This is a genomic window from Pseudomonas sp. LB3P81 (genome assembly GCF_054897965.1).
Window position 1 is genome coordinate 1320257 of record NZ_JBUBVG010000001.1, and the last position, 24205, is coordinate 1344461.

Genomic DNA, 24205 nt, shown 5'->3' on the forward strand with positions numbered 1-24205 from the left:
TGCCCTTTGGACAGGCGTCGCATCGCACTGTGCAAACGCGCCCGTGCACTCTTGGCATCTCCGCAGGAAAAATGCCCTCCCCGGCGCAAGCGCCGAACGGCTGACGGTCGACGTCCTGATGAGGGCGGACTGGTCAGTCTGGATTCGACCCTATTACTGCCCTCTCCCCACCGAGGCCGTCGCCGCCTGTAAATTCAACACAGGCACTTGCGCAGGCCGATTCAACGCCCGCAACACTGGCTCATCGTAGCCGTACACATCCGGTTTAAACGCCACGCGCCCGTCACTGCCCAAATCCACTGTCCAATAGGCCAACAACACTGGCACTTTCACCGGCAGCCGAATGTTCTCGGTCTTGCCGTTGGCCAGCTGTTTCTGAATACCGGCGCTGTTCCATTTAACCGGGTCGTTGAACAACAACTCCACCAGTTGCAGCGGGTTCTCCACCCGGATGCAGCCCGAACTGGTTGCGCGGACAGTCTTGGCAAACAACTCGCGATGCGGCGTGTCATGAAGGTAAATCGCGTAGTCGTTGGGGAAGCGGATCACCACCTGACCCAGCGAGCTCTCCGGCCCGGCGTCCTGGCGCAAGCTGATGCCACGCGGGTTGGTCCAGTCGACGGCTGACGGATCCAGCTCGTTGCCGTCGCGATCGATCACGCGAATACGGTTGGCGGCCAGGTAGCCGGGATTGCTCTGAATTTTCGGCAGCACGTCTTCCTTGAGGATCGTCGGTGGCACCGTCCAGGTCGGATTAAACGTGATGTAGGTAATCTGCGCCTGAAAGATCGGCGTATTACGCGCCGTTTTACCGACCTGCACCCGGGAGCGCCAGATCGGCTGACCATCGCGGTACATCGCCACTTTGTAGCCGGCGATATCAACGATAACAAACGTGCCCTGGAGTTTATAAAGCAGCCAGCGCGCCCGCTCCATGTTCACCCGCACCTGATCAATGCGTGCGTCAACGGGCACATTCAATGCCTCCAGCGTGGTCGCCCCCGCCATGCCATCCGCACCGAGGTACTGCTCGTTCTGGTACTTTTTCACCGCTGCGGTGACGGCGCCGTCGTACTTCGTACCGTGGATCAACCGCGAATCGAGAAAACCTGCCGCGACCATCCTGGCGCGCAGCTGCGCGACAGCCGGTTCGTCCATGCCAGGTTTGAGCGAATGGTCTACAACCACTTTCGGCCAGCCGCCCCGATCGCGAATACCGCGCAATTGCGCCAGCGCCTGGCGCAACCCCACGTACACCGCTTCTTGCGGCGGTGCTTGAGCAAAAGCCTTCGCGACATCGTGATTGTCGAGCGCGGCGAAGAAGGCATTGACGTCGTCGCGCGGGTCGACGCCATTGGCGTCAAAATTCCAATGAATGTCGAGCCGCGAAGGATCGACTTTGCCCCGCCGCATCTGCAGCAGCGCGGTAATAAAAGTATGCGTCGTCGCCAAATCAAAGGCAGCCCGTTGCTCGGGCGTGACCGGTGTGGTCTGCATTGTGGTCTGGGATCGGATCAGCTCATCAATATGAAAATCCGTCGGGTTCAGACCATCGGCTTCAGTCGCGCTCAAGCTGGCGATCAATTGTGCGACGTCGCTATCATTCGTCCACGCCGCGCGATAAGCACGGTGCGTATAAAAATCCATGACCAGACGACTGACATCCACCCGCCGATTACGCGACGACGTCAGCAACGGTGGAAACCCGGTTTTCAGCGGCTCAAGCGAAGCCTGAATCGCCTGACCGACGTTGTCATCCGCTGTCGCTTCGATTACGGAGCTCGGCGCAATTGTCGGCTCAATCGGCGAAGTTTCCGCGAGCGCCGTGCCACCGATCAGAAAGCCCATAAAAAATACGCGGCTTATGACGAATAACCTTGTTAAAAGCACCATGAATAATCCTTAATCTCCCGCATTCAACGCTTGGCTTTCGCCGCACTGCTAGACTCGAACTTAACATGATGAGACATCTATATGGCGCCACTACGTATTGGCTATCTACTGCCGGCCCTGCTACTGACTGCAATGTCCGTACCGTCAGCCTACGCCGATTCGCTCGCGGCCGCCCTCATCAAAGCGGCCCCGAAAGCCAACGCCAAGGTCATCAACCTCGCCGTTCGCGCCTCGCAATGCAGCATCGCTCAAGGTTCTGCTCCTGTCCAAAGACTTGCGGTTATTGATTATTCCCTCCCTTCGACCGAACAGCGCCTGTGGGTGTTCGATTTAAAGAAACGCAAGTTGCTGTTTCATGAACTGGTCGCCCATGGTCGCAACAGCGGCGAGAACATGGCCGTCAACTTCTCCAATCAAAATGAAAGCTTTGCCACCAGCCTCGGGTTGTATCGCACGCAACAGAGCTATGTCGGGCAGAACGGTTATTCGCTGCGCATGGAAGGCCTGGAGCCGGGCTTCAACGACAATGCGTTTGACCGGGCAATCGTCATTCACGGCGCGCCTTACGTCAGCCCGGTGCTGGCGCGGGCAAACGGACGGATTGGTCGAAGCCTGGGCTGCCCGGCCGTGCGACCCGCCATTGCGCACAAGCTGATTGATTCGATGAAAGATGGGCAGTTGTTGTTTTCGTACTACCCGGATCAGCGCTGGTTGAAAAAATCTTCGTATATCAATTGCGGGAGCGGGACGGTGGCGTCGGCCTCCAAACTTTCTACCAACCGCTGAAAGCCGCGTTAACCTGTCAAAACTGTAATCTGCGACTCAGTCTTCTGAAAGGCATCACCCGCTAGTCTCGTCGTCAGGTTGTCTCCCAACTGACGGAACCGGGAATAAAACGGCATGCACTCCAACACTTCAAGACGCACCTTCGTAAAGGGGTTGGCCGCGGGCGGACTGCTCGGCGGCCTCGGGTTATGGCGCTTGCCTGCGTGGGCGGTCACCAGCCCTGGCGAACCGCAGGTGTTGGCCGGCACCGATTTCGACCTGTTCATCGGCGAAACCCCGGTCAACATCACCGGCCATCCGCGCACCGCGATGACCATCAACGGCGGCATTCCCGGCCCATTGCTGCGCTGGCGCGAAGGCGACACGGTCACGCTGCGGGTGAAGAACCGGCTCAAGGAAAACACCTCCATTCACTGGCACGGCATTTTGCTGCCGGCCAACATGGACGGCGTGCCGGGGCTGAGCTTTCACGGCATCGAACCCGGCGGCGTGTACGTTTACACATTCAAGCTCCGGCAGAACGGCACGTACTGGTATCACAGCCATTCGGGCCTGCAGGAACAGTCCGGCGTTTACGGCCCGCTGGTGATCGACGCCAAGGAACCGGAGCCTTTCCAGTACGACCGCGATTACGTGGTGATGCTGACCGACTGGACCGACGAAGACGCCGCCAGCCTGATGAAAACGCTGAAAAAGCAGTCCGATTACTACAACTACAACAAGCGCACCGTGGGCGATTTCATCCACGACGTCAGCGAGAACGGTTGGGCTTCCACGGTCGCCGATCGAAAGATGTGGGCCGAAATGAAGATGAATCCCACAGACCTGGCCGACGTCAGCGGCGCCACCTACACCTACTTGATGAACGGCCAGGCGCCGGACGCGAACTGGACGGGTGTGTTCCGGCCGGGTGAAAAACTGCGGCTGCGGTTTATCAACGGCTCTGCCATGAGCTACTTCGACGTGCGCATTCCAGGGCTGAAAATGACGGTGGTCGCGGCGGACGGGTTGTATGTCAAACCGGTGAGCGTCGACGAGTTCCGCATTGCGGTGGCGGAGACCTTTGATGTGATTGTCGAGCCGGCACTGGACGCTTACACCGTGTTCGCCCAGTCGATGGATCGCACCGGCTACGCACGGGGCACGCTGGCGGCGAAAGCGGGTTTGTCCGCGCCAGTGCCTGCACTCGATCCGCGACCGTTGGTGACCATGGACGACATGGGCATGGGCGGGATGGATCACGCCAGCATGGCCGGCATGGATCACAGCGCCATGGGAGGCATGCAATCGCATCCCGCCACGGAAAACGACAACCCACTGGTGGACATGCAAGCCATGACCACCTCGCCGAAACTCGACGATCCAGGCCTTGGCTTGCGCAACAACGGCCGCCGCGTCCTCACCTATTCCGACCTGCGCAGCACCTTCGAAGACCCGGACGGCCGTGACCCGAGCCGCACCCTCGAGCTGCACCTCACCGGCCACATGGAGAAGTTCGCCTGGTCGTTCAACGGCGTGAAATTCTCAGACGCCGAACCGCTGCGCCTCACGTACGGCGAGCGCGTACGCATCGTGCTGGTCAACGACACGATGATGACCCACCCCATCCACCTGCACGGCATGTGGAGTGACCTCGAAGACGAGAACGGCGAGTTCATGGTGCGCAAACACACCATCGACATGCCCCCCGGCTCCCGACGCAGCTATCGGGTGACCGCCGATGCACTCGGCCGCTGGGCCTATCACTGCCATCTCCTATATCACATGGAAATGGGCATGTTCCGTGAAGTTCGCGTGGAAGAATGAGGCGCTACCCATGACCAGACTCACCCCGATCTCTTTGGCATTCGTGACCGCGAGCCTGGCGCTCACTTCGGCGATGGCCGCCACCGACGACATGCAGAACATGGATCACAGCCAGATGCAGGGCATGGACCATAGTCAGATGCAAAGCATGGACGACGGCCAGATGCAGCCCGCCGCGCCAACCGAAAGCCGCACGCCGATCCCGGTTTTGACCGATGCCGACCGCGCCGCCGTGTTCGTCAGCCCCGGCGGCCATAACGTGCATGACTCCGCGCTCAACCACTACTTCCTCGCCGACAAACTCGAATGGCAGGACGCCGACGACGGCAGCGCGCTGGCCTGGGATTTATCGGGTTGGGTCGGCGGTGATATCGATCGCCTGTGGCTGCGTTCCGAAGGCGAACGCATCAACGGCAAAACCGAAGATGCCGAAATCCACGCCCTGTGGGGGCACGCGATCTCCCCTTGGTGGGACGTGGTGACCGGCGTTCGCCAGGACTTCAAACCCGGCGACCCGCAAACCTGGGCCGCGTTCGGCGTGCAAGGCATGGCGCTGTACAACTTCGAAACCGAAGCCACGGCGTTCATCGGTGAAGGCGGCCAGACCGCGGCGCGGCTGGAAGGTGACTACGACATCCTGCTGACCAACCGGCTCATTTTGCAGCCGACCGCCGAGCTGAATGTTTACGGCAAAAACGATCCGCAGCGGGGCATTGGTGCCGGGCTCTCCAACACCGAAGCCGGGCTGCGGTTGCGCTATGAAATTCGCCGTGAGATCGCCCCGTACATCGGCGTGACCTGGAACCGCACCTACGGCAGAACCGCCGATTACGCCAGGGACGATGGCGAGGATCGCAGTGAAGCACGCCTCGTTCTCGGCGTTCGGCTGTGGTTCTAAACGCATTAACTCAACAACCAAAAAACAACCGCTTAAAGCGGTAAGAGGCCTTGCATGCGCATGATTAAAACTACCGCCGTTGCCATTGGGCTGCTCATGAGCGCGCTCGCTCAAGCCCACCCGAAACTGCTGTCCTCCACCCCGGCCGAAGGCGCGGACGGTGCGGCACCGAGCAAGATCGAACTGCACTTCTCCGAAAGCCTCATGACCCAGTTCTCCGGTGCAAAATTGGTCATGACTGAAATGCCTGGCATGGCGCACTCCCCCATGCCCATGAAAGCCAAAGTTTCTGGTGGTAGCGATCCGAAAACCATGGTCATCACCCCTCTCTCACCGTTGCCTGTCGGCACCTACAAAGTCGAATGGCGCGCCGTGTCTTCGGACACTCATCCGATCACCGGCAACGTCACGTTCAAAGTGAAGTGATTGATGAGCGACTGGATCAGCATTGCACTGCGGTTTGGGTTGTATGTGGATTTGATGGTGCTGTTTGGGATGGGCTTGTTTGGGCTCTACAGCCTTAAGGGCCGGGAACGGATGACCGGGGCGGTGCTGCCGTTTCGGTCGATACTGCTGGGGACCGCAGTGCTCGGGGTTCTGTTGTCTGTGGCTGGCATGGTGACGATGGTGAGTGCGATGAGTGGGGAGTCGGACCCCGCCGCGCTGCGGCCACACATTCAGATGTTGGTGCTTGAGACGGATGCAGGGTTGGCCTGGACGGTTCGAATCGTTGCGCTTGTGGTGGCCGGTTTGATGGTGATGTTCAACCATCGCATGCCCGGCGTCAGCTTGCTGGTTGCGTCGATGTCTGGCGGTATCGCCCTCGCCTCCCTGGCCTGGAACGGTCATGGGGCGATGGATGAAGGCAGTCGTCGGTATTGGCATTTTGCGATGGACATTCTGCATCTGCTGGCAGCGGGTGCCTGGGTTGGGGCGTTGATGGCGTTTGCGTTGATGGCGAAAATCAACGCGCTGCAAACAGAAGAGCGGATCAGGTTGCTGGCTCGGGCTGTCAGTCGATTTGAATGGGTCGGCGCGGTGATCGTGGTCGTCATCACGGTTACGGGAGTCGTGAATTACCTGTTCATCGTGGGGCCGAAGCTTGATGACGTAATCCTGAGCACCTATGGGATTTTGCTGTTTATCAAAGTTGCACTGTTTGCCGGGATGCTGGTGCTGGCCGCGCTGAACCGGTTTCACCTCGGGCCGTTTCTGGAGCGGTCGTTGCAGGAGGGGAAATACGTCGTTGCCGCCAACGCGCTGCGACGCAGTATGGTTGTCGAGTTGTCGCTCGCGGTGTTGATCGCAGGGCTCGTGGCCTGGCTTGGAATGCTTAGTCCGGAAGTGGAAGTGGGCGACCTGTAGAGGTCGCGCGACTCCTAATAAGATTCAGCTGCAATGCAGCTCTCCACTGATTTTTAGACTATTAGCTATCAAAGCCGACAGCGCTATTGTATGGCCATCATTTAGTCGGCTGTCTTTCAGGAGCTGCCGGACAAGAAGGCTGACGTGATGATCACGGATGCGTCGGAAGCGCTGTATCAGCAGAAACTCAAACCCGGTTTGTGCGCGGTGAATCCGAGTCAGTTTATGCAGTATGGGGAGAAGGCGTATTTGCTGCCGCGTGACGACATGACGTGGAAGTTGTATGTCGATCAGTCGTTGCACCTGGCTAAGGTGACGGGGAAGTACCAGAAAGTCTTGGGTCAGTGGATAGCGACGCCTGAGTCCAAATAGCCGTATTTCAGGTAGCAGCTGGTGCAACCTGCGTTCAACCGCGCAGAAGTCGCCACTCACGGTACTCGGGACAACCTACGCAACGGCAGAAACACCTGAGCCGTTGTGCCTCCCCCTTAATCGTCGTGCAACAACCCCGAACTGTACTCGCCGAAGCTACTACCGAGCGCACTGCCATGGAAATTCAAATTACCGGGGTGGATGGTGGGGCCCGGGCCAAAGCCGGCAGACGGCTGAAGATCTTCTGAATAATTGCTATGGGTGCTCACACCCGAACAGGCGCTCAATAGCAACGCACCACCGATCAGCAAGACTTTGAAGAGGTTCGAGATCATTTTTCGGTTTCCCTGTGGACTGGAGCGCTGCGATTCGGGCTTAAGTCCTCATCCTATGCTGCAAGCCCGCCAAGCATTATGAAACTTGATTGGGTGACAGCTTTGGTTCAGCTATTTCGATTTCGTGATGCACTCAACCTTGTGCGGTCTGCAAGCGCCGAAGCCCGGCAAGACCAATCCTGATAAACTTCCCCATCTCCCAGCCTCATCGATTTCAGATCCCCAATGCATCCAATCACCGTCGAACCCGCCCCACTCTCCCGCCGCTTCTCCGTCGCCCCGATGATGGATTGGACAGACCGCCACTGCCGTTTCTTCCTGCGCCTGCTCTCCAAGCACGCCCTCCTCTACACCGAAATGGTCACCACCGGCGCGCTCCTCAACGGCGATCACGACCGTTTCCTGCGCCACAACGAAGCCGAACACCCTCTCGCCCTGCAACTCGGCGGCAGTGTTCCGCTGGACTTGGCCGCGTGCGCGCGCATGGCCCAGGAGCACGGTTACGACGAGGTGAATCTGAATGTCGGCTGCCCGAGTGATCGGGTGCAGAACAATATGATCGGCGCGGTGCTGATGGGGCATCCGCAGTTGGTGGCTGATTGCGTGAAGGCGATGCGCGATGCGGTGTCGATTCCGGTAACGGTGAAGCACCGCATCGGGATTAATGGGCGAGACAGTTACGAAGAGTTGTGTAATTTCGTCGGCACGGTTCGGGATGCCGGGTGCACGAGCTTTACGGTGCATGCGCGGATTGCGATTCTGGAGGGGTTGTCGCCGAAGGAGAACCGCGACATTCCGCCCCTGCGCTATGACGTGGCGGCACGGTTGAAGGCGGATTTTCCGGAGTTGGAAATCATTCTCAACGGCGGGATCAAGACGCTGGAGGCCTGTCACGAGCATTTGCAGACGTTTGACGGCGTGATGCTGGGCCGTGAGGCGTATCACAATCCTTATGTGATGGCTGAGGTGGATCAGCAACTGTTCGGCAGCACGGCGCCGGTGATCAGCCGCGCGGAGGCGCTGGCGCAGTTGCGGCCTTATATTGCCGCGCATATTGATGCGGGTGGTTCGATGCATCACATCACCCGGCATGTGCTGGGGCTGGGCACCGGGTTTCCGGGAGCGCGCAAGTTTCGGCAGTTGTTGTCGGTGGATATTCATAAGGCCAAGGAGCCTTTGGTGTTGCTGGATCAGGCGGCGGAGTTGCTTGAAGGGCGCTAACGGTCACCCGGGTTGAACCTGCGCCCGGATTTGGCATCGTATTTACGGACACCGCGCCCCGCCATTCAAACAGCCGTTTTCAGGTTGTTGCCGCTGGGGCCTTCGATACGTACATGCGCCCTTGAGTGGCTGTCAGCGCTCGGGTAATGTCATTAGATCCATAGGACAGAGCACGCCCATGACTTCCAAGCTGGAACAACTCAAACAAATGACTACCGTGGTTGCCGACACCGGCGACTTCGAAGCGATCGCTCGCGTTAAACCGGTGGACGCTACCACCAACCCTTCCCTGCTGCTCAAAGCGGCGGCCATTCCCGGTTATGCCGAGTTGCTGAACGCTTGCGTCAGTGACTGCAAGGGCGATGTGGGCCTGGCCAGTGACCGTTTTGGCGTTGCGGTGGGGCAAGAGATTCTGAAGGTGATTCCTGGCCGTATTTCCACTGAAGTGGATGCGCGACTGTCGTTTGACGCTGACGCCGTGTTGAAGCGTGCGCACCGTCTGATCGAGCTGTACGACAATGCCGGCATTGGCCGCGACCGCGTGCTGATCAAGATCGCTTCTACCTGGGAAGGTATCCGCGCTGCCGAGACTCTGGAAAAAGAAGGCATCCAGACCAACCTGACATTGCTGTTCTCCTTCGCCCAAGCAGCGGCGTGTGCCGATGCGGGTGTGTTCCTGATTTCGCCGTTTGTAGGCCGTATCTACGACTGGTACAAGAAGGCCAACGGCAACGACTACACCGGCGCGGATGATCCGGGCGTGCAGTCGGTGACGCGCATCTACAACTACTACAAGGCCAATGACTACAAGACCGTGGTCATGGGTGCGAGCTTCCGCAATCTGAATCAGATCGAGCAGTTGGCCGGTTGCGACCGTTTGACCATCAGCCCTGACTTGATCGACAAGCTGGCGGCAGACACTGGCAAACTGGAGCGTAAACTGGCGCCGGGTCATGCCGGTGAGGCGCGCTTGAGCCTGAATGAAGCGCAGTTCCGTTGGTTGTCCAACGAAGATGCGATGGCAACCGAGAAACTGGCTGAGGGGATTCGTCAGTTTGCTCGGGATCAGGAGAAGCTTGAGGCGCTGTTGCAAGCCAAGCTGTGATCTAGTTCAGCGCAATGCAAAAAGGGCGAACCTTGATGGGTTCGCCCTTTTTTATGCGTTGATTTGGGGCTGCTGCGCAGCCCAGCGGGAGCAAGCTCCCTCGCCACAGGGGATCAGTGACGCTCTAACGCATTCACCAGATCATGAAACGCTTCACGATTGGAATCGTTCAGCCCCATGAGGATCTTGTGCGCTTCGAGCACTTTGATCCGCACCACTTCTTCGGACTGATCCTGGTCTGGCAGATCAGTCAGGCATTCAGGGCACGGAATCGGGCGGTCAACGATGTTGAACACTTGCTCGAAGCCCATGGACTGCAGCAGACGGGTGATGTCTTCGTGGGTGGTGACGACGGTCGGCAGCAGGCCGACCTTTTGCCGCGACAGGATCGACAGTTTGGCCAGCAGGCCAAGGGTGGTGCTGTCGATGCTGCGGGTTTCGGTCAGATCGATCACGATCGCGTTGAAGTTCAACGCCGTGAAGATCCGCTCAATAGTCGCATCCAACGCCGAACACAGGGTCAGGCGAACTTCACCGACGAACTTCAGGACGAAGGTGCCGTCCTGCTCGGCGAACTGGATTCTACCGGTACTCATTAAAGATTCCTGCTCAACACCAACAGGGCGATATCATCCGGCATCTCCCCTAGCGTGGCCAATCCAAAAACCTGCCGCAGCCCATCCAGGGTGCCGCCCGCTGCTTTGACCCGCTGGGGCAAAGCCGCTTCTTTTTCTTTGAGTGTAGGTTCTGGCAAAAGGTCCAGAATGCCATCAGACATCAGCGTCAGGCTGAACGTCGGCGGCAGTTCCAGCACGTGGTCTTCGTAGGTGGCTTCATTGAAGAGACCCACCGGCAGACCACGCCCTTCCAGATAACGCACACTGTCTGGTGTGTACAACACAGGCAACGGCAAATGACCGCCGATGCTATAGGTCAACAAACCTGTCTCCTCGTCGATGACTCCACCGACCATTGTGACGTGTTTACCCAGCTTACAACTGATCAGACCCCGGTTGATATGACCAAGGACCTCTGATGGCTTGAATTCCGGCAATGTGCCGCTGCGCTTGGATTCGAACAGCAAGCGCGTGGTCATGAATTTCAGCAGCACGGTGACGAACGCCGAAGAGGCGCCATGACCGGAAACATCCGCCAGGTAGAACGCTACCCGACGCTCGTCGACCCGAAAATAATCGACGAAATCACCCGACAGGTACAGCGACGGGATGATCTGGTGGGCAAACTGGAACTCGTCGATGGTCCAGGGACTGACCGGCAGCATGTTCATCTGCACCTGGCGACCGGCATTCTGGTCTTCCTGAAGCAGGTTCAGGCTGGCTTCGAGCTCGCGGTTGGCCTTTTCCAGTTTATCGCGGTAGCGCTGGTTTTCCAGCAGCAGCCGCGCGCGATCCAGGGCCCGGCGCACAGAGTGCTCGAGCACAGCCAGATCTTCGAGAGGCTTGATCAGGTAGTCCGCCGCGCCCAGGCGCAGGGCCTCGACCGCGTCGTTCATCACGCCGGCACCCGATACCACAATCACTGGGGTTTGCGGTGACCGCTCGGTGACCTGGCGGATGAGTTCGAGTCCGCCCATCTGCGGCATGCGCAGATCGCAGATGACCAAGTCGGGCTTGTCTTGCTCGAATACCTGAAGGCCCTGCTGGCCATTGCTGGCCTGCAGGACGCTGAAACCACTGTCTTCCAAATAGGCGGCGAGGCTCGCGCGCACTACTTCGTCATCATCGATTATCAGCAGCGTGGCACTGGTTTTTGGCATGTGGGCAAACGGCGCCAGAATTAGGTTGGCGTAGCAGGCTGGGGTTCTGTCCCGACTCACACTACTGGATTTGCTTTCTAGCCTCTCTGTTGCACCGCTTTCGGGCATTCACCCTATTCACCGGCACACCAGAGGTGCCCTTCTAAGGCGCAGACGGTACTCCCATCCGCGGGTCGTTTCAAGCTCACGCCGATGGTCGCTTGACGTCTTTACTTGTCAAATCACCGGGAGTTATAAGAACAGGCAAAACCGTAACTCAATGGAAGGACGAAGCCCATGAGCCAAACCGATCGGGACTACAGCGAAAAGCGTGATTTCATCCGAATGCGGGTCGATGCCGATGTGGCGCTGATTCATGAAGGAGACGAGGTTGCAGCCGTCTGTATCGACCTTTCCAGCAGCGGCATGCAGGTTGAGGCATCTCGTTTGTTCAAGGTGGGTGACCGCCTCAGCGTGCGGATCGATTCCGATCACTCTGCACTCAAAGGCCTTGAGGCCGACACCGAAGTGGTGTGGGTGAAAGAACAGGATGGTGGCAGCCAGAAACTCGGCCTTACAATCTTGAAGATGAAATAACCGGGATCCAGTACCAAAGAAGGCGGCCAATGGGCCGCCTTCTTCGTTTTACCGGTCGAGATTAGAAATCGTCTTCGACCTGACCGTCTTTGACTTTGAATTCGCGATTCTGCAAGTACGCATTGCGGATGAAGGTGTACTTGTCGCCGCTGATCAGCTTCTCGGCGGACAGCAGGCTGGCACGGGTGTCGACGATGTTCAGGCCGAAGATCGAATTACGCACCGGCACATCGTGAATGTACGGGTATGGGCCGGTGTAGCCATCGACGTACTTCGCCGGAGCGTCACGCAGCGTGCTTGGGCCCAGCAACGGCAGCATCACGTACGGACCGCTTCCTACGCCCCAGTAGCCCAGCGTCTGACCGAAGTCTTCGTCGCTACGGTTCAGGCCCATTTTAGTGCCCACATCGAAGAAGCCCAGCACGCCGAAGGTGGTGTTGAAGATCAGGCGCGCGGTATCGGTCCCGGCGGCGGCCGGTTTGGCCTGCAAGATGTTGTTGGCAAGGTTGGTGACATCACCGACGTTGCGGAACATGTTGTGGATGCCGTCTTCGAGAAACTGCGGGGTAACGAACTGGTAGCCCTGCGCCAACGGCTTCAGCGCATAGGTGTCGACCACATCGTTGAATTTGTAAATCGGACGGTTGATGCTTTCCCAAGGGTCGTCTTCCGAGGCTGCCTGAGCAACCAACGGAGCCAGTAACACACTGGCGCACACACAAAGCTGAGCTAGATGATTGCTCCAGCGCATAGAAAACTCCTTGGATTGTACTGACGCGAGCGTCTTGGCCCGGGCATTAAGCTCGCTAGTATAAGACGGAAAAGCCGCTTAAGGCAGCATCGTGCGCGATGGACTACGGATGATTCGCCCTGACTGTGAGCGATTCACATCAATGTCACTCAACTGTCACCGGCAACGCATAACCTTGTCGCTATTTCAGGGACGTCGATATGCCGCACGCCGAAACCTTGCCCCTCGCCGCACCCGGTCTGACCGCCGTCCTGTTCGGCCTCAGCGGTTGCCTGGTGGATTTCGGCGCCCGCACGCGCCAGCACGACACCCACTCTGCCGAGCACGCCGAGGTCACGCCGGGTGCCCTGGACAGTTTGCACAGCTTGCAACGTCAGCAGATTCCCTGCGCCTGGCTCGATGAGCTCGCCCCTGCCCTCAGCCATTCCCTGGCGGCCGCTCTGCCGGAATGGATCAAACCTTCGCAACACCCCGCAACAATCAATCCTTGGCCCGCGCCGAATGCGTGCTGGCAAGCCTTGATGGCACTGAATGTCGAGCGCCTGGATGGTTGCGTGCTGGTCAGCGGCGAACCGCGATTGCTGCAGTCGGGCCTGAATGCCGGGTTGTGGACGATTGGCCTGGCCTCCTGCGGCTCGCTCTGCGGGCTGGCGCCCAGCGAATGGCAAGCCTTGAGCCAAAAGGAACGTGAACATCTGCGCGGCAAGGCAACGGTGCAGTTGTTCAGCCTGGGCGTGCATTCGGTGATCGATCACCTAGGTGAACTCGACACCTGTCTGGCCGACATCAGCCTGCGCCGCTTGAAGGGCGAAAAGCCCTGACCGAGATCATGCAGGTTGTGCGCGAGTGGATTAATCTAAAGGTCAGCCATAGACTTTTGGCGCGCTGCCGCGGTCTATGCCAGTGCCTATCGATAAAAGGAAGAACGCCATGCCTGCCCGCGAACTGCAACAACAGCTCAATACTCTGCGCGAGCAACTGGAACAGAATCCGCCGCTGACCGAAGCAGAGCGCGAAGACCTCCACGCGCTGATGCAACAGATCGAACTTGAGCTTGAACTGGAAACCAAAACCCAGGACTCCAGCCTGTCCGACAATGTGAACCTGGCCGTAGAGCGCTTCGAAATCGAACACCCGACCCTCGCCGGCACTCTGCGTAACATCGTGCAGGCCTTGGGCAATATGGGGATCTGAAGCCACCGGATACAAAAAAGCCCCGCTAGTGATGGCGGGGCTTTTTCATATCTGCGATTTGCAACGCATTCCCTTGTAGGAGCGAGCTTGCTCGCGATGGTGTGTCAGTCGACACCAATGCAGCTGACACTCCATCGCGAGCAAGCTCGCTCCTACAGTAATCTTTATTGACGGACCAGGCGGTGGTTCGGCAGCTGCACTTCTTCAGTGCTGCGATACGGATTGATGTCCAACCCGCCACGACGCACATACCGCGCGTACACCGTCAGTTTCTCCGGCTTCAGCAACCGTTGCAGGTCGAGGAAAATCCGCTCCACGCACTGTTCATGGAAGTCTGAGTGCTGGCGGAAGCTCACGATATATTCCAGCAAACTCGCATGATCCAGCGTCGCGCCACGGTATTCCACCGCCACGCTGCCCCAGTCCGGCTGGCTGGTCACCGGGCAGTTGGATTTGAGCAAATGACTGTGCACGCTCTCCTCGACAATGCGTGACTCGTCGCAACGTAGCAGTTCCGGACGCGGATGCTCGTAGTTGCTGACGCTGATGTCCAGATCATCGATGCACACGCCCGGCAGCGCCACGACGCCTTCGGCTTCAACGTCTTTCAGGCTGCGAATCCGCACGCCAACCGATTTACCAGCCGCGGCGGACAAGTCTTTCGCCAGCGTCGCTTCAAGGCTCGCGATGTCGGCAAACGGCGTCTGGTTCAGCGAGTTCAGGTACAGCTTGAACGACTTGGATTCGATGATGTTCGGCGAATCCGCCGGGATGCTGAATTCGCCGATTGCCACTACAGGCTTGCCGGACGGCAACAGCCACGACAGCTCGAAGCAATTCCAGAAATCCACGCCCTTGTACGGCAGGGTTTCAGCCGTCAGGCCCAGTTCGGCCCATTTTGCGGTGCGCGGGATCGGGAACAGCAAGGACGGCGTATAAGTGGCGATGTATTCGCTGGATTTGCCCAGCGGCGAGTGTTCGGCTGCGGGATGCATGGCGGAAACCTGACTGAAGAATCAGCGGATTCTACCAGCCTTTGCGCCCGCCTTTGAGTGCTTACTGACTGACAGTCAACTTGCCGACCATGCCGGCCTGATAATGGACGGGAATATTGCAGGCAAATTCCAGGCTGGTGGCCTTGGTGAAGGTCCAGGTCAATTCGGCGGTTTTACCCGGCTCGACCAGCACGCTATTGGGGTCGTCGTGTTTCATACCATGATCCATTCCGGGCATCGCGCCGTGGCCCATTTCCTTCACGCCTGTAGGCGTCAACATGCCGCTCTGCTGCATTTTCATCATTTCCTGCTGATGTTTTGCATGCATCGTCGCATCGCCGAGGTTGAATTCGTGCAACAACTGGCCTTTGTTCACCAGCACAAAACGAACCGTCTCACCGGACTTGATATCGATGGCCTTGGGGGTGAACGACATGTCGCTCATCACCACTTCGACACTGCGGGTCGCCTTGGCAGCCGCGGCCGGTTGCCCGAAGTCGTAGGTGTGTGCCGGCGATGCCCACGCTGGCGAGCTCAGCACCAGCAAACACGCGGCTAGCACCAGAGGTTTGCGCAAAAACATAGTCGTACTCCAACAAGATAAGGTTCAGCGTGTGGAAAACTTTAAACTGCAGCCACTGCCCACAACCTGACGGCCAGATTACAACTTTGTCAGGTTGGCCTGCACTGCCGCTGCCCACGGTATAAAGCGTTCGTTCCATTTGCCCCCGAGTCGCCCATGAAACTGCTGATCGTCGAAGACCAACCAAAAACCGGCCACTACTTGCGCCAGGGCCTGGCCGAGGCCGGGTTCAACACCGACCTGGTGGCCGACGGCAGCACCGGCCAGCAATTGGCGCTGAGTGGTGAATATGCACTGTTAATCCTCGATGTGATGCTTCCCGGGCGCGATGGCTGGCAAATCCTCCAAGCCGTGCGCAGCGCCGGCCTCGATACGCCGGTACTTTTTCTGACAGCACGAGACGCGGTAGAGGACAGGGTCCACGGCCTCGAACTCGGCGCCGACGATTACCTGGTCAAGCCTTTCGCCTTCTCCGAACTGTTGGCCCGGGTCCGCAGCCTGTTGCGTCGAGGCAGCGCCCCGCCTCAGGAAACCAGCCTGCAACTGGCCGATTTGCGCCTGGATTTGATCCGCCGCCGGGTCGAACGCAGCGGTCAACGTATCGACCTGACCGCCAAGGAGTTCTCCCTGCTGGAAATGCTCCTGCGCCGTCAAGGCGAAGTACTGCCCAAGTCGCTGATCGCTTCCCAGGTCTGGGACATGAATTTCGACAGCGACACCAATGTCATCGAAGTGGCGATCCGTCGTTTGCGCCTGAAGATCGACGACGAGTTCCCGAACAAGCTGATCCACACCGTGCGCGGCATGGGTTATGTCCTTGAAGAGCGTCCTGCCTGATGCGCCGACTGTCCTTGAGCAGCCGCCTGGCACTGCTGTTTGCCGCCTGCACCGCCGTGGTTTCGTTGTTCGCCGGGGTGTTGTTCAGTCGCGCCAGCGAGGCGCATTTTGTTGAACTGGATCAGCAGTTGCTGGACGGCAAGTTGATTGGTTTACGTCGGGCGCTTCACGATCTTCAGTCGAGTGAAAGCGACGTCAAACTGGTGGATGAATTGAGTCGACAGACTGATTTTTCACTGCGGATTACCGGCAGCGACGGCCAACGCTGGTACGACAGCTCGGCACACTTGCCTGACAAACTCCCGCAAAAGCCGGGCTTGTCGACCATCAACGACAACGACAACGACTACCGCGTCCTGAATGCGCCATTGTTTGTCGACAAACCTGATTCACCGCAATTGACCTTGCTGCTGGACATCACCCATCACCAACACTTTCTGCAACGCATGCAACACCTGATCTGGCTCACCGTGGGTTTGTCAGCCCTGGCCACAGCGTTGCTCGGTGCCTGGGCGGCGCGCAGCGGGTTGCGTCCATTGCGACGGATGAGTGCGGTCGCCCGCGGTGTTTCGGCGCAATCGCTCAACGCTCGCCTGCCCGAAGAAGACATGCCGCCTGAACTCGCGGAAATGGCCCACCACTTCAACGCCATGCTCGGACGCCTCGACGACTCTTTTCAGCGACTCTCTGCGTTCTCTGCCGACATCGCCCATGAACTGCGCACGCCGCTGTCGAACCTGCTGACCCACACCCAAGTCACCCTCACCCGCCCACGGCCCATCGAGGACTACCGCGAAGCGCTACACAGCAACCTCGGAGAACTGCAATGGATGGCGCAACTGGTCAACGACATGTTGTACCTGGCCAAGGCTGACCATGGTTTGTTGATGCCCAAGCGCGAACCGCTGGAACTGGCGGACGAAGTGGATGTGTTGCTGGAGTTTTTTGCGCCACTGGCCGAGGACGCTCGGGTGACGTTGAGCCGTGAAGGTCATGCGCGCATGGAAGGCGATCAGAGTATGTTGCGGCGGGCGCTTTCGAATTTGCTGGATAACGCGTTGCGGTTTACGCCGGCCGATGGAGAGGTCCGGGTGCGGATTATCGAGCGGCCTGAAGGTTTGAGTCTGACGGTTGAGAACAGCGGCGAAGGCATTGACGGGACATTACTGCCGCGCTTGTTTGATCGCTTCTATCGGGCGGATCCGGCGCGTCAGGAAGGCAGCAGTGAACATGCGGGGTTGGGATTGGCGATTACCCAGTCGATCATTCGTGCCCATGGTGGGCAGATTCGTTGTGAATCGGATAACGGATGGACGCGGTTTGTGATTGAGTTGCCAAGGGGGGATTGAGGCCAGCAGAGCCGGCCCCTTCGCGAGCAAGCCCGCTCCCACATTTGATCTTTGTCGTACACATTATCTGTGTTCATGGGAGATCTAATGTGGGAGCGGGCTTGCTCCGGGCGGCGTTCCGACGAAAGCGGTGTAACGGCTTACGAATACCGCAACGCGTGAGCCGGCTCGATTTTCGCCGCACGCCACGCCGGGTAAACCGTGGCAAGGAAGCTCAACACAAACCCCGCCGAGCAAATCAACAACACATCCCCGCCCTGCAATTCCGAAGGCAGGTTGCTGACGAAATACACATCAGAACTGAAGATGTGCTGCCCGCTCACCCGCTCCATCCAGCCCACCAATTCACTGACGTTCAGCGCGGCAATCACGCCGAGCACGCCGCCGATCAAAGTGCCGACCACCCCGATCACCGTGCCCTGGACCATGAAGATCGCCATGATCTGCCGTGGCGTGGCGCCGATGGTGCGCAGGATCGCGATGTCCGCGCCCTTGTCGTTCACCACCATGATCAGAGTGGCGATGATGTTGAACGCCGCCACCGCAACGATCATCAGCAACAACAGGCCGATCATGGTTTTTTCCATTTTCATCGCGCTGAACAGGCTGCCCTGGGTGTGGGTCCAGTCGTCAGCCTTGTAAGCCGTGCCCAAGCCGCCCGCGATATCGCTGGAAACCTGCGGTGCCGCATACAGATCCTTCACCGCCAGGCGCACGCTCTGCACCTGATTCGGTTCCCAATGCTGCATCTGCGCGGCATCGGCAACGTGGATCAGCGCCATCGAACCGTCCAGTTCAGCGCCCACCTTGAACACGCCAACCACGTTCAGACGCTGCATGCGCGGGGTAATCCCGCCCGGTGCATTGCTGACTTCCGGTACGATCAGGGTGATCTTGTCGCCGACATTCAAGCGGAAACGCCGCGCCGTGATCTCGCCGATCACCACGCCGAACTCGCCCGGTTTCAAGGCATCGAGACGACCCTGGACGATGTGCTGGGCAACAATCGACACCTTGCCTTCCAGCGCCGGATCGACGCCGCTGACCTGAATCGGTTGCATCGTACCTTTATAGGAAAGCATGCCTTCCATTTCGGTGAACGGCACGGCGGCGGTCACTTCCGGGTTCTTCATCGCGGCGGCGGCAACCGGCTGCCAATCATCGATCGGGTTGACGCCGACGATGGTCGCGTGAGGCACCATGCCGAGGATGCGCGAGCTCATTTCGCGCTGAAAGCCGTTCATCACCGACAACACCACGATCATCGCCAGCACACCTAGGGCGAGGCCGATCATCGAAGTCATCGAGATGAAGGAAACAAAGCGATTGCGGCGCTTGGCGCGGGTATAGCGCGTGCCGATAAAGATCGATAACGGTCTGAACATTCGCTGGGGCACCGTATAAAAATAAAAGACCCGGCGTACCGTTCAGTACGTCGGATTTCGGTCAATCAGATGGGCGTCAGGCAACCTTCCTGCAAATGCAGGACGCGATCCATCTGGCGAGCCAGGTTCATGTCGTGGGTCACCACCAGGAACGCCGTGCGCATCGAGGTGCTGAGTTCCAGCATCAAATCCTGAATGCCCTGAGCGGTGTGGGAGTCGAGGTTGCCGGTCGGCTCGTCGAGCATCACCAGGCCAGGCTTGTTCACCAGGGCGCGGGCAATGGCCACGCGTTGACGCTCGCCACCGGACAATTCCGCCGGTTTGTGCTCCAGGCGATGCCCCAGCCCTACCCGCTCCAGCAACGCCGTCGCACGCTGACGCGCTTCCGCAATGGCGGTCTTGCCGATCAGCAGCGGCATGCAGACGTTTTCCAGCGCGGTGAATTCCGGCAGCAAGTGGTGGAACTGGTAAACGAAACCCAGCGACCGATTGCGCAACAAACCGCGATTTTTCTCGCTGAGTGCCGACAGCTCTTCACCATCAAGCCAGACGCTGCCCTTGGTCGGCGTATCGAGACCGCCCAGCAGGTTGAGCAAAGTACTTTTGCCCGAACCCGAGGTGCCGACAATCGCCACGCGCTCACCCGGATGCAGCTCCAGTTGCAGACCGGCCAGAACCTCTACCGACTCCGGGCCTTCCTCGTAGGATTTGCCCAGGTTGCGGCAGCTCAAGATTGCTTTATCACTCATGCCCGACTCACTCATAACGTAGCGCCTCCGCAGGCTGGGTGCGCGCGGCACGCCAGGCTGGATACAGGGTGGCGAGGAAACTCAGGACCAACGCGGCGGCGCAAACCATCAACACATCCTGGCTCTGCACTTGCGACGGCAGGTAATCGATGAAGTACACGTCGGCGTTCAGGAACTTGTGCCCGATCAGGCCTTCGAGAACCGAAATCGCGGCGCTGACGTTCAGCGCCGCGAAGATCCCGACCACGGCGCCGATCAGCGTGCCGACCACGCCAATGACGGTGCCCTGCACCATGAAGATCGCCATGATCGAACGCGGCGTGGCGCCGAGGGTACGCAGAATCGCGATGTCGCCCTTCTTGTCGTTCACCACCATCACCAGCGTGGAAATGATGTTGAACGCGGCCACGGCAACGATGAGCAGCAACAGCAGACCGATCATGGCTTTTTCCATGCGGATCGCCTGATACAGATTGCCGTGGGTGCGGGTCCAGTCGCGGGCGTAGAAATGGTCTTCGCCGAGTTGCTGGGCGATGTTCCACGCAGTGCGCGGCGCCTGGAACAAGTCGTCGAACTTCAGGCGGATACCCTGCACCTGATCCGGTTTCCAGCGGTGCAATTTGGCCAGATCCTGCAGGTTGGTGACGCCCAGGTAGCCGTCGATCTCACCGGCGCCAACATGGAAGATGCCGACCACGGTAAAGCGCTTCATGCGCGGGAACATGCCGGCCGGGGTCACGGTGACTTCCGGCGCGACGAAGGTCAGCTTGTCGCCGATGGCCGCACCGAGCTTGGCGGCCGCCTTGTCGCCGATGACGATGCCGAAACTGCCGGGTGCGAGGTCGTCGAGTTTGCCCTGCAGCATGAACTTGTCAATGATCGACACCTGGCGTTCCAGCGCCGGGTCGATGGCATTGAGCAGCACTTTGGAGACCTTGCCGTTATTGGTCAGCAACCCCTGCATCTGAGTGAACGGCGCAACGGCTGTCACCTGAGGGTTTTGCTTGACCTTGGCGGCGAGGCCTTGCCAGTCGCTGATCGGCTCGCCGGACTCGATGGTCGCGTGGGGCACCATGCCCAGCACGCGGGTGCGCATCTCATGATCGAAGCCGTTCATGACCGACAGCACCACGATCATCACGATCACGCCGAGGGCAAGACCGATCATCGAAGTCAGGGAAATGAACGACACAAAATGATTGCGACGCTTTGCACGGGTATAACGCGTGCCAATAAATACGAAGAGAGGTCTGAACATGTCGGGGCTTGTTCGGAGGGAAAAGGAACGTCCTTGTGGCGGGGGTCGATAACCAGCTTTACACTCAGACCACCGCCGCTACCATGGGTTCGCCATGTCGACATTAGATGAAGAAGATCGCCGCGAATACTACCGTATCGAGGACATGATCGCACTGGAAATTCGGCCCCTGTCCGCTCCCGAAGCCGCAGGCCAGGAAGTGTTGCAGGATGCTTCCCCGCTCTTCAACCTGCTCAGCGAACTGCACCTGAGCGAATTCGAATCGCAACATCTGTTGCGCCAGATCAGCGAGCGCGACCGCAACCTCGCGGCGTTCCTGAAATCCCAGAACAAACGCATCGATCTGCTCAGCCAAGTGGTCGCCATCACCGTGCTCGGGCAGATCGGCGAGCCGCAGCCCGTGAACATTTCCGAGGGCGGCGTCGCCTTCCAGTACCCGACCGCTATCGCCACGGGCACGCACCTGTCGGTGAAACTGGTGCTGATGCCGCAAGCCCTCGGCCTGTTGCTGCGGGCGCGCGTTACCCATTGCGATCGCAAGGGCGACGGCTACGACGTCGGCACCGAGTTCGAACGCCCGACCGATGCCCAGCGCCAACTGCTGGCCCGCTACATCTTGCAGAAGCAGGCCCAGGAACGACGTCTGGCCCGCGAAACCGAATCAGGCATTTAATTTAAGGAAGAACCGTGACCCTCATCTACGGCCATCGCGGCGCCAAGGGCGAAGCACCGGAAAACACCCTGACCAGCTTTCAGCAATGCCTCAAGCACGGCGTGCGCCGCTGCGAGCTGGACCTGCATCTGTCCATGGACAACGAGTTGATGGTCATTCATGACCCCACGCTCAAGCGCACCACCGATCGGCGCGGCAAGGTCGTCGAGCACTCGGCGTCAGAGCTGGTGACCTACGACGCACGCACGGGCGGCCCGGGCTGGATCAAGCCGTGCCCGATTCCGACGCTGGAAGAATTGTTCGAGCAATGCGACTTCGAGCACTGGCAGCTGGAAGTCAAAAGCGCTTCACGCACCCGCGCTGCGACCACGGTGCTGGCGATTCGCGAAATGGCTCAGCGTTTCGGCATGCTCGACAAAGTCACCATCACCTCGAGTTCGCGAGAAGTGTTGAAAGCTGCTTTGGATCTGGTGCCGGACGTGTCCCGCGGACTGGTGGCCGAATACGCCTGGCTCGACCCGCTGAAGGTCGCGCAAAGCTATGGCTGTGAGATTCTGGCGCTGAACTGGACCCTGTGTACGCCGGAACGCCTGCAGAAGGCACAGCGTCAGGGGCTGCATGTGTCGGTGTGGACAGTCAACGAGCCCGCGCTGATGCGCAGACTCGCCGACTTCGGCGTTGACAGCCTGATTACAGACTTTCCCGGTTTGGCCACTGCCACGCTCGAGAATTGCTGAAATCGGTCTCCCCGGCCGGCTCAGGCCACCGGCCGGAGCCGCTCAAAAAAGCCGGTTGAGGCCATCGTACGCCGCTACCCGATAGGCTTCGGCCATGGTCGGGTAGTTGAACGTCGTGTTGACGAAGTACTTCAGCGTGTTCTGTTCGCCCGGCTGGTTCATGATCGCCTGACCGATGTGCACGATCTCCGACGCCTGATAACCGAAGCAGTGAACGCCCAGCACTTCAAGCGTCTCGCGGTGGAACAGGATCTTCAGCATGCCCTGAGGCTCGCCGGCGATCTGCGCACGCGCCATGCTCTTGAAGAACGCCTTGCCCACTTCGTACGGCACTTTGGCCTGAGTCAGCTCCTGCTCGTTCTTGCCGATCGAGCTGATTTCCGGAATGGTGTAGATGCCAGTCGGCACGTCATTCACAAAGCGCCAGCTGTTGTTATCGACAATGCTGCCAGCAGCCGAACGGCCCTGGTCGTGCGCGGCACTGGCCAGGCTCGGCCAGCCGATCACGTCACCGGCGCCGTAAATGTTCGGTACGCAGGTGCGGTAGGCTTCGTCGACTTCGATCTGGCCACGGCTGTTGACCTTGACGCCGATGTTTTCCAGACCCAGTTGATCGGTGTTGCCGGTCCGGCCGTTGCACCAGAGCAAGGCGTCGGCCTTGATCTTCTTGCCGGACTTGAGGTGCAGGATCACGCCGTTGTCCACGCCTTCGACACGGTCGTAGTCTTCGTTGTGGCGAACCGTAATGTTGTTGTTGCTGAAGTGGTAGCTCAGCGCCTGGGAAATTTCCGAGTCGAGGAAGCTCAGCAACTGACCACGGTTGTCCACCAGTTCAACCAGCACGCCCAGACCGCTGAAGATCGAGGCGTATTCGCAACCGATCACGCCGGCGCCGTAAACGATGAGTTTGCGCGGAGTGTGGCCGAGGCTGAGGATGGTGTCGCTATCGTAAATACGCGGGTGGTGGAAATCGATGTCCGCCGGGCGATAAGGACGCGAACCGGTGGCGATGATGATGTGCTTGGCCACCAGTTTTTCGACCACGCCGTTGGCGCAGACCACTTCGACGGTTTGCTCGTCGGCGAAGCTGCCGGTGCCGAAGAACACGTCGACGCGGTTACGGGCGTAGTAGCCGGTACGCGAAGCGACTTGTTTGGAAATGACTTTCTCGGCGCTTTTCAGCACGTCCGGGAACGAGAACCAGCGCGGCTCACCAATGGCCCGGAACATCGGGTTGGTGTTGAACTGCATGATCTGCCGGACCGAGTGACGCAGCGCCTTGGACGGGATGGTGCCCAGGTGGGTGCAGTTGCCGCCGACCTGGCGACGGCTATCGACCATCGCCACCTTGCGCCCTGCTTTGGCGGCGTTCATTGCCGCGCCTTCTCCCGCCGGGCCGGAACCCAGCACCACCACGTCGTAGTTGTAGACAGCCATGCGTACTCCTCAGAACAGGCCGCGGCGCCCTCGGCACCTGCGGCTAAATCACGCCAATCTGTGGCGTGAAGGAACAATTTGGGGCCAGTGCAGAACCCGGACACAGTCTATAGAAGCGTCAAC

Annotated in this window: 25 protein-coding genes and 1 pseudogene; 15 read left to right on the forward strand and 11 right to left on the reverse strand. The window is 59.2% G+C overall.

The features are described from left to right. Window positions 1-153: 153 nt before the first annotated feature. Window positions 154-1893, reverse strand: coding sequence for a L,D-transpeptidase family protein (locus ACYZTL_RS06090; protein WP_461951011.1), 1740 nt, complete (start codon window positions 1891-1893; stop codon window positions 154-156). An 81-nt stretch (window positions 1894-1974) separates the two neighbouring features. Here ACYZTL_RS06090 and ACYZTL_RS06095 point away from each other — a divergent pair, with 81 nt between their 5' ends. The 6 genes and pseudogenes from ACYZTL_RS06095 to ACYZTL_RS06120 all read left to right on the forward strand — a co-directional run. Continuing rightward, entirely contained in the window at window positions 1975-2679 is a 705-nt protein-coding gene (locus ACYZTL_RS06095; protein WP_461951012.1) for a murein L,D-transpeptidase catalytic domain family protein, read from the forward strand. A gap of 114 nt (window positions 2680-2793) precedes the next feature. After that, window positions 2794-4485: a copper resistance system multicopper oxidase gene (locus tag ACYZTL_RS06100; protein WP_461951013.1), complete on the forward strand. Its 1692-nt coding sequence runs from the start codon at window positions 2794-2796 to the stop codon at window positions 4483-4485. Between the two features lie 10 nt (window positions 4486-4495). Then, on the forward strand, window positions 4496-5383 hold the full coding sequence (locus ACYZTL_RS06105) for a copper resistance protein B (protein WP_461951014.1): 888 nt from the start codon (window positions 4496-4498) through the stop codon (window positions 5381-5383). A gap of 54 nt (window positions 5384-5437) precedes the next feature. Continuing rightward, window positions 5438-5809, forward strand: coding sequence for a copper homeostasis periplasmic binding protein CopC (gene copC / locus ACYZTL_RS06110; RefSeq protein ID WP_461951015.1), 372 nt, complete (start codon window positions 5438-5440; stop codon window positions 5807-5809). 3 nt (window positions 5810-5812) lie between these two features. Further along, entirely contained in the window at window positions 5813-6748 is a 936-nt protein-coding gene (gene copD, locus ACYZTL_RS06115) for a copper homeostasis membrane protein CopD (protein WP_461951016.1), read from the forward strand. Between the two features lie 111 nt (window positions 6749-6859). Then, window positions 6860-7120 (forward strand): annotated as a pseudogene (locus tag ACYZTL_RS06120) (transporter substrate-binding domain-containing protein); the annotation flags it as partial. Window positions 7121-7236: 116 nt separating this feature from the next. Here ACYZTL_RS06120 and ACYZTL_RS06125 read toward each other — a convergent pair. After that, window positions 7237-7455: a hypothetical protein gene (locus tag ACYZTL_RS06125; protein ID WP_461951017.1), complete on the reverse strand. Its 219-nt coding sequence runs from the start codon at window positions 7453-7455 to the stop codon at window positions 7237-7239. Between the two features lie 225 nt (window positions 7456-7680). Here ACYZTL_RS06125 and dusA point away from each other — a divergent pair, with 225 nt between their 5' ends. Together dusA and tal are read left to right on the forward strand one after the other, a co-directional pair. Then, window positions 7681-8676 (forward strand): tRNA dihydrouridine(20/20a) synthase DusA, encoded by a 996-nt coding sequence (dusA, locus tag ACYZTL_RS06130; protein WP_461951018.1) that lies wholly within the window; start codon window positions 7681-7683, stop codon window positions 8674-8676. A 178-nt stretch (window positions 8677-8854) separates the two neighbouring features. Next, window positions 8855-9781: a transaldolase gene (tal, locus tag ACYZTL_RS06135; RefSeq protein WP_461951019.1), complete on the forward strand. Its 927-nt coding sequence runs from the start codon at window positions 8855-8857 to the stop codon at window positions 9779-9781. A gap of 113 nt (window positions 9782-9894) precedes the next feature. On the opposite strand, the gene rssC is transcribed toward tal, so the two are convergent. Next, complete coding sequence (rssC, locus tag ACYZTL_RS06140; protein WP_007935262.1) at window positions 9895-10377, reverse strand: anti-sigma factor antagonist RssC; 483 nt, start codon at window positions 10375-10377, stop codon at window positions 9895-9897. Further along, window positions 10377-11558, reverse strand: a complete 1182-nt coding sequence (gene rssB, locus ACYZTL_RS06145; protein ID WP_461951020.1) for a two-component system response regulator RssB — start codon at window positions 11556-11558, stop codon at window positions 10377-10379. The genes rssC and rssB overlap by 1 nt, the downstream gene beginning before the upstream one ends. A 276-nt stretch (window positions 11559-11834) precedes the next feature. Here rssB and ACYZTL_RS06150 point away from each other — a divergent pair, with 276 nt between their 5' ends. After that, the gene (locus tag ACYZTL_RS06150; RefSeq protein ID WP_461951021.1) at window positions 11835-12134 is read left to right on the forward strand and encodes a PilZ domain-containing protein; all 300 of its coding nucleotides are present in this window, start codon (window positions 11835-11837) and stop codon (window positions 12132-12134) included. 61 nt (window positions 12135-12195) lie between these two features. Here the strand turns inward: ACYZTL_RS06150 and ACYZTL_RS06155 are convergent, their stop codons facing one another. Then, window positions 12196-12885, reverse strand: a complete 690-nt coding sequence (locus tag ACYZTL_RS06155) for an MlaA family lipoprotein (protein WP_461951022.1) — start codon at window positions 12883-12885, stop codon at window positions 12196-12198. Between the two features lie 200 nt (window positions 12886-13085). Here ACYZTL_RS06155 and ACYZTL_RS06160 point away from each other — a divergent pair, with 200 nt between their 5' ends. Further along, window positions 13086-13706 (forward strand): HAD family phosphatase, encoded by a 621-nt coding sequence (locus ACYZTL_RS06160; protein ID WP_461951023.1) that lies wholly within the window; start codon window positions 13086-13088, stop codon window positions 13704-13706. Window positions 13707-13815: 109 nt separating this feature from the next. After that, window positions 13816-14079 carry a DUF4404 family protein gene (locus ACYZTL_RS06165; RefSeq protein WP_438661901.1) on the forward strand — a complete coding sequence of 88 codons (264 nt, stop codon included), beginning with the start codon at window positions 13816-13818 and terminating at the stop codon, window positions 14077-14079. 164 nt (window positions 14080-14243) lie between these two features. Here the strand turns inward: ACYZTL_RS06165 and queF are convergent, their stop codons facing one another. Together queF and copI are read right to left on the reverse strand one after the other, a co-directional pair. Then, the gene (queF, locus tag ACYZTL_RS06170; RefSeq protein ID WP_461951024.1) at window positions 14244-15074 is read right to left on the reverse strand and encodes an NADPH-dependent 7-cyano-7-deazaguanine reductase QueF; all 831 of its coding nucleotides are present in this window, start codon (window positions 15072-15074) and stop codon (window positions 14244-14246) included. Between the two features lie 61 nt (window positions 15075-15135). Further along, window positions 15136-15657, reverse strand: coding sequence for a copper-resistant cuproprotein CopI (gene copI, locus ACYZTL_RS06175; RefSeq protein ID WP_461951025.1), 522 nt, complete (start codon window positions 15655-15657; stop codon window positions 15136-15138). Window positions 15658-15813: 156 nt separating this feature from the next. Between copI and ACYZTL_RS06180 the strand changes: the two genes are divergently transcribed. Then, window positions 15814-16494: a heavy metal response regulator transcription factor gene (locus ACYZTL_RS06180; protein ID WP_461951026.1), complete on the forward strand. Its 681-nt coding sequence runs from the start codon at window positions 15814-15816 to the stop codon at window positions 16492-16494. Beyond that, a complete protein-coding gene (locus tag ACYZTL_RS06185) occupies window positions 16494-17843 on the forward strand; it encodes a heavy metal sensor histidine kinase (RefSeq protein ID WP_461951027.1) in 1350 nt (449 codons plus the stop codon). Before ACYZTL_RS06180 ends, ACYZTL_RS06185 begins: the two co-directional genes overlap by 1 nt. A gap of 140 nt (window positions 17844-17983) precedes the next feature. Here ACYZTL_RS06185 and ACYZTL_RS06190 read toward each other — a convergent pair whose 3' ends face one another. From ACYZTL_RS06190 to ACYZTL_RS06200, 3 genes are all read right to left on the reverse strand, one after another. Beyond that, window positions 17984-19228, reverse strand: coding sequence for a lipoprotein-releasing ABC transporter permease subunit (locus ACYZTL_RS06190; RefSeq protein WP_253439147.1), 1245 nt, complete (start codon window positions 19226-19228; stop codon window positions 17984-17986). A gap of 65 nt (window positions 19229-19293) precedes the next feature. After that, window positions 19294-19977 carry a lipoprotein-releasing ABC transporter ATP-binding protein LolD gene (lolD, locus tag ACYZTL_RS06195; RefSeq protein WP_461951028.1) on the reverse strand — a complete coding sequence of 228 codons (684 nt, stop codon included), beginning with the start codon at window positions 19975-19977 and terminating at the stop codon, window positions 19294-19296. A 7-nt stretch (window positions 19978-19984) separates the two neighbouring features. After that, complete coding sequence (locus ACYZTL_RS06200; RefSeq protein WP_461951029.1) at window positions 19985-21235, reverse strand: lipoprotein-releasing ABC transporter permease subunit; 1251 nt, start codon at window positions 21233-21235, stop codon at window positions 19985-19987. A gap of 94 nt (window positions 21236-21329) precedes the next feature. Here ACYZTL_RS06200 and ACYZTL_RS06205 point away from each other — a divergent pair, with 94 nt between their 5' ends. Then, the gene (locus ACYZTL_RS06205; protein ID WP_461951030.1) at window positions 21330-21908 is read left to right on the forward strand and encodes a PilZ domain-containing protein; all 579 of its coding nucleotides are present in this window, start codon (window positions 21330-21332) and stop codon (window positions 21906-21908) included. A gap of 14 nt (window positions 21909-21922) precedes the next feature. Next, window positions 21923-22645: a glycerophosphodiester phosphodiesterase gene (locus ACYZTL_RS06210; RefSeq protein WP_461951031.1), complete on the forward strand. Its 723-nt coding sequence runs from the start codon at window positions 21923-21925 to the stop codon at window positions 22643-22645. Window positions 22646-22687: 42 nt separating this feature from the next. Here ACYZTL_RS06210 and sthA read toward each other — a convergent pair whose 3' ends face one another. Further along, window positions 22688-24082, reverse strand: coding sequence for a Si-specific NAD(P)(+) transhydrogenase (gene sthA / locus ACYZTL_RS06215; RefSeq protein ID WP_461951032.1), 1395 nt, complete (start codon window positions 24080-24082; stop codon window positions 22688-22690). Window positions 24083-24205: the final 123 nt, after the last annotated feature.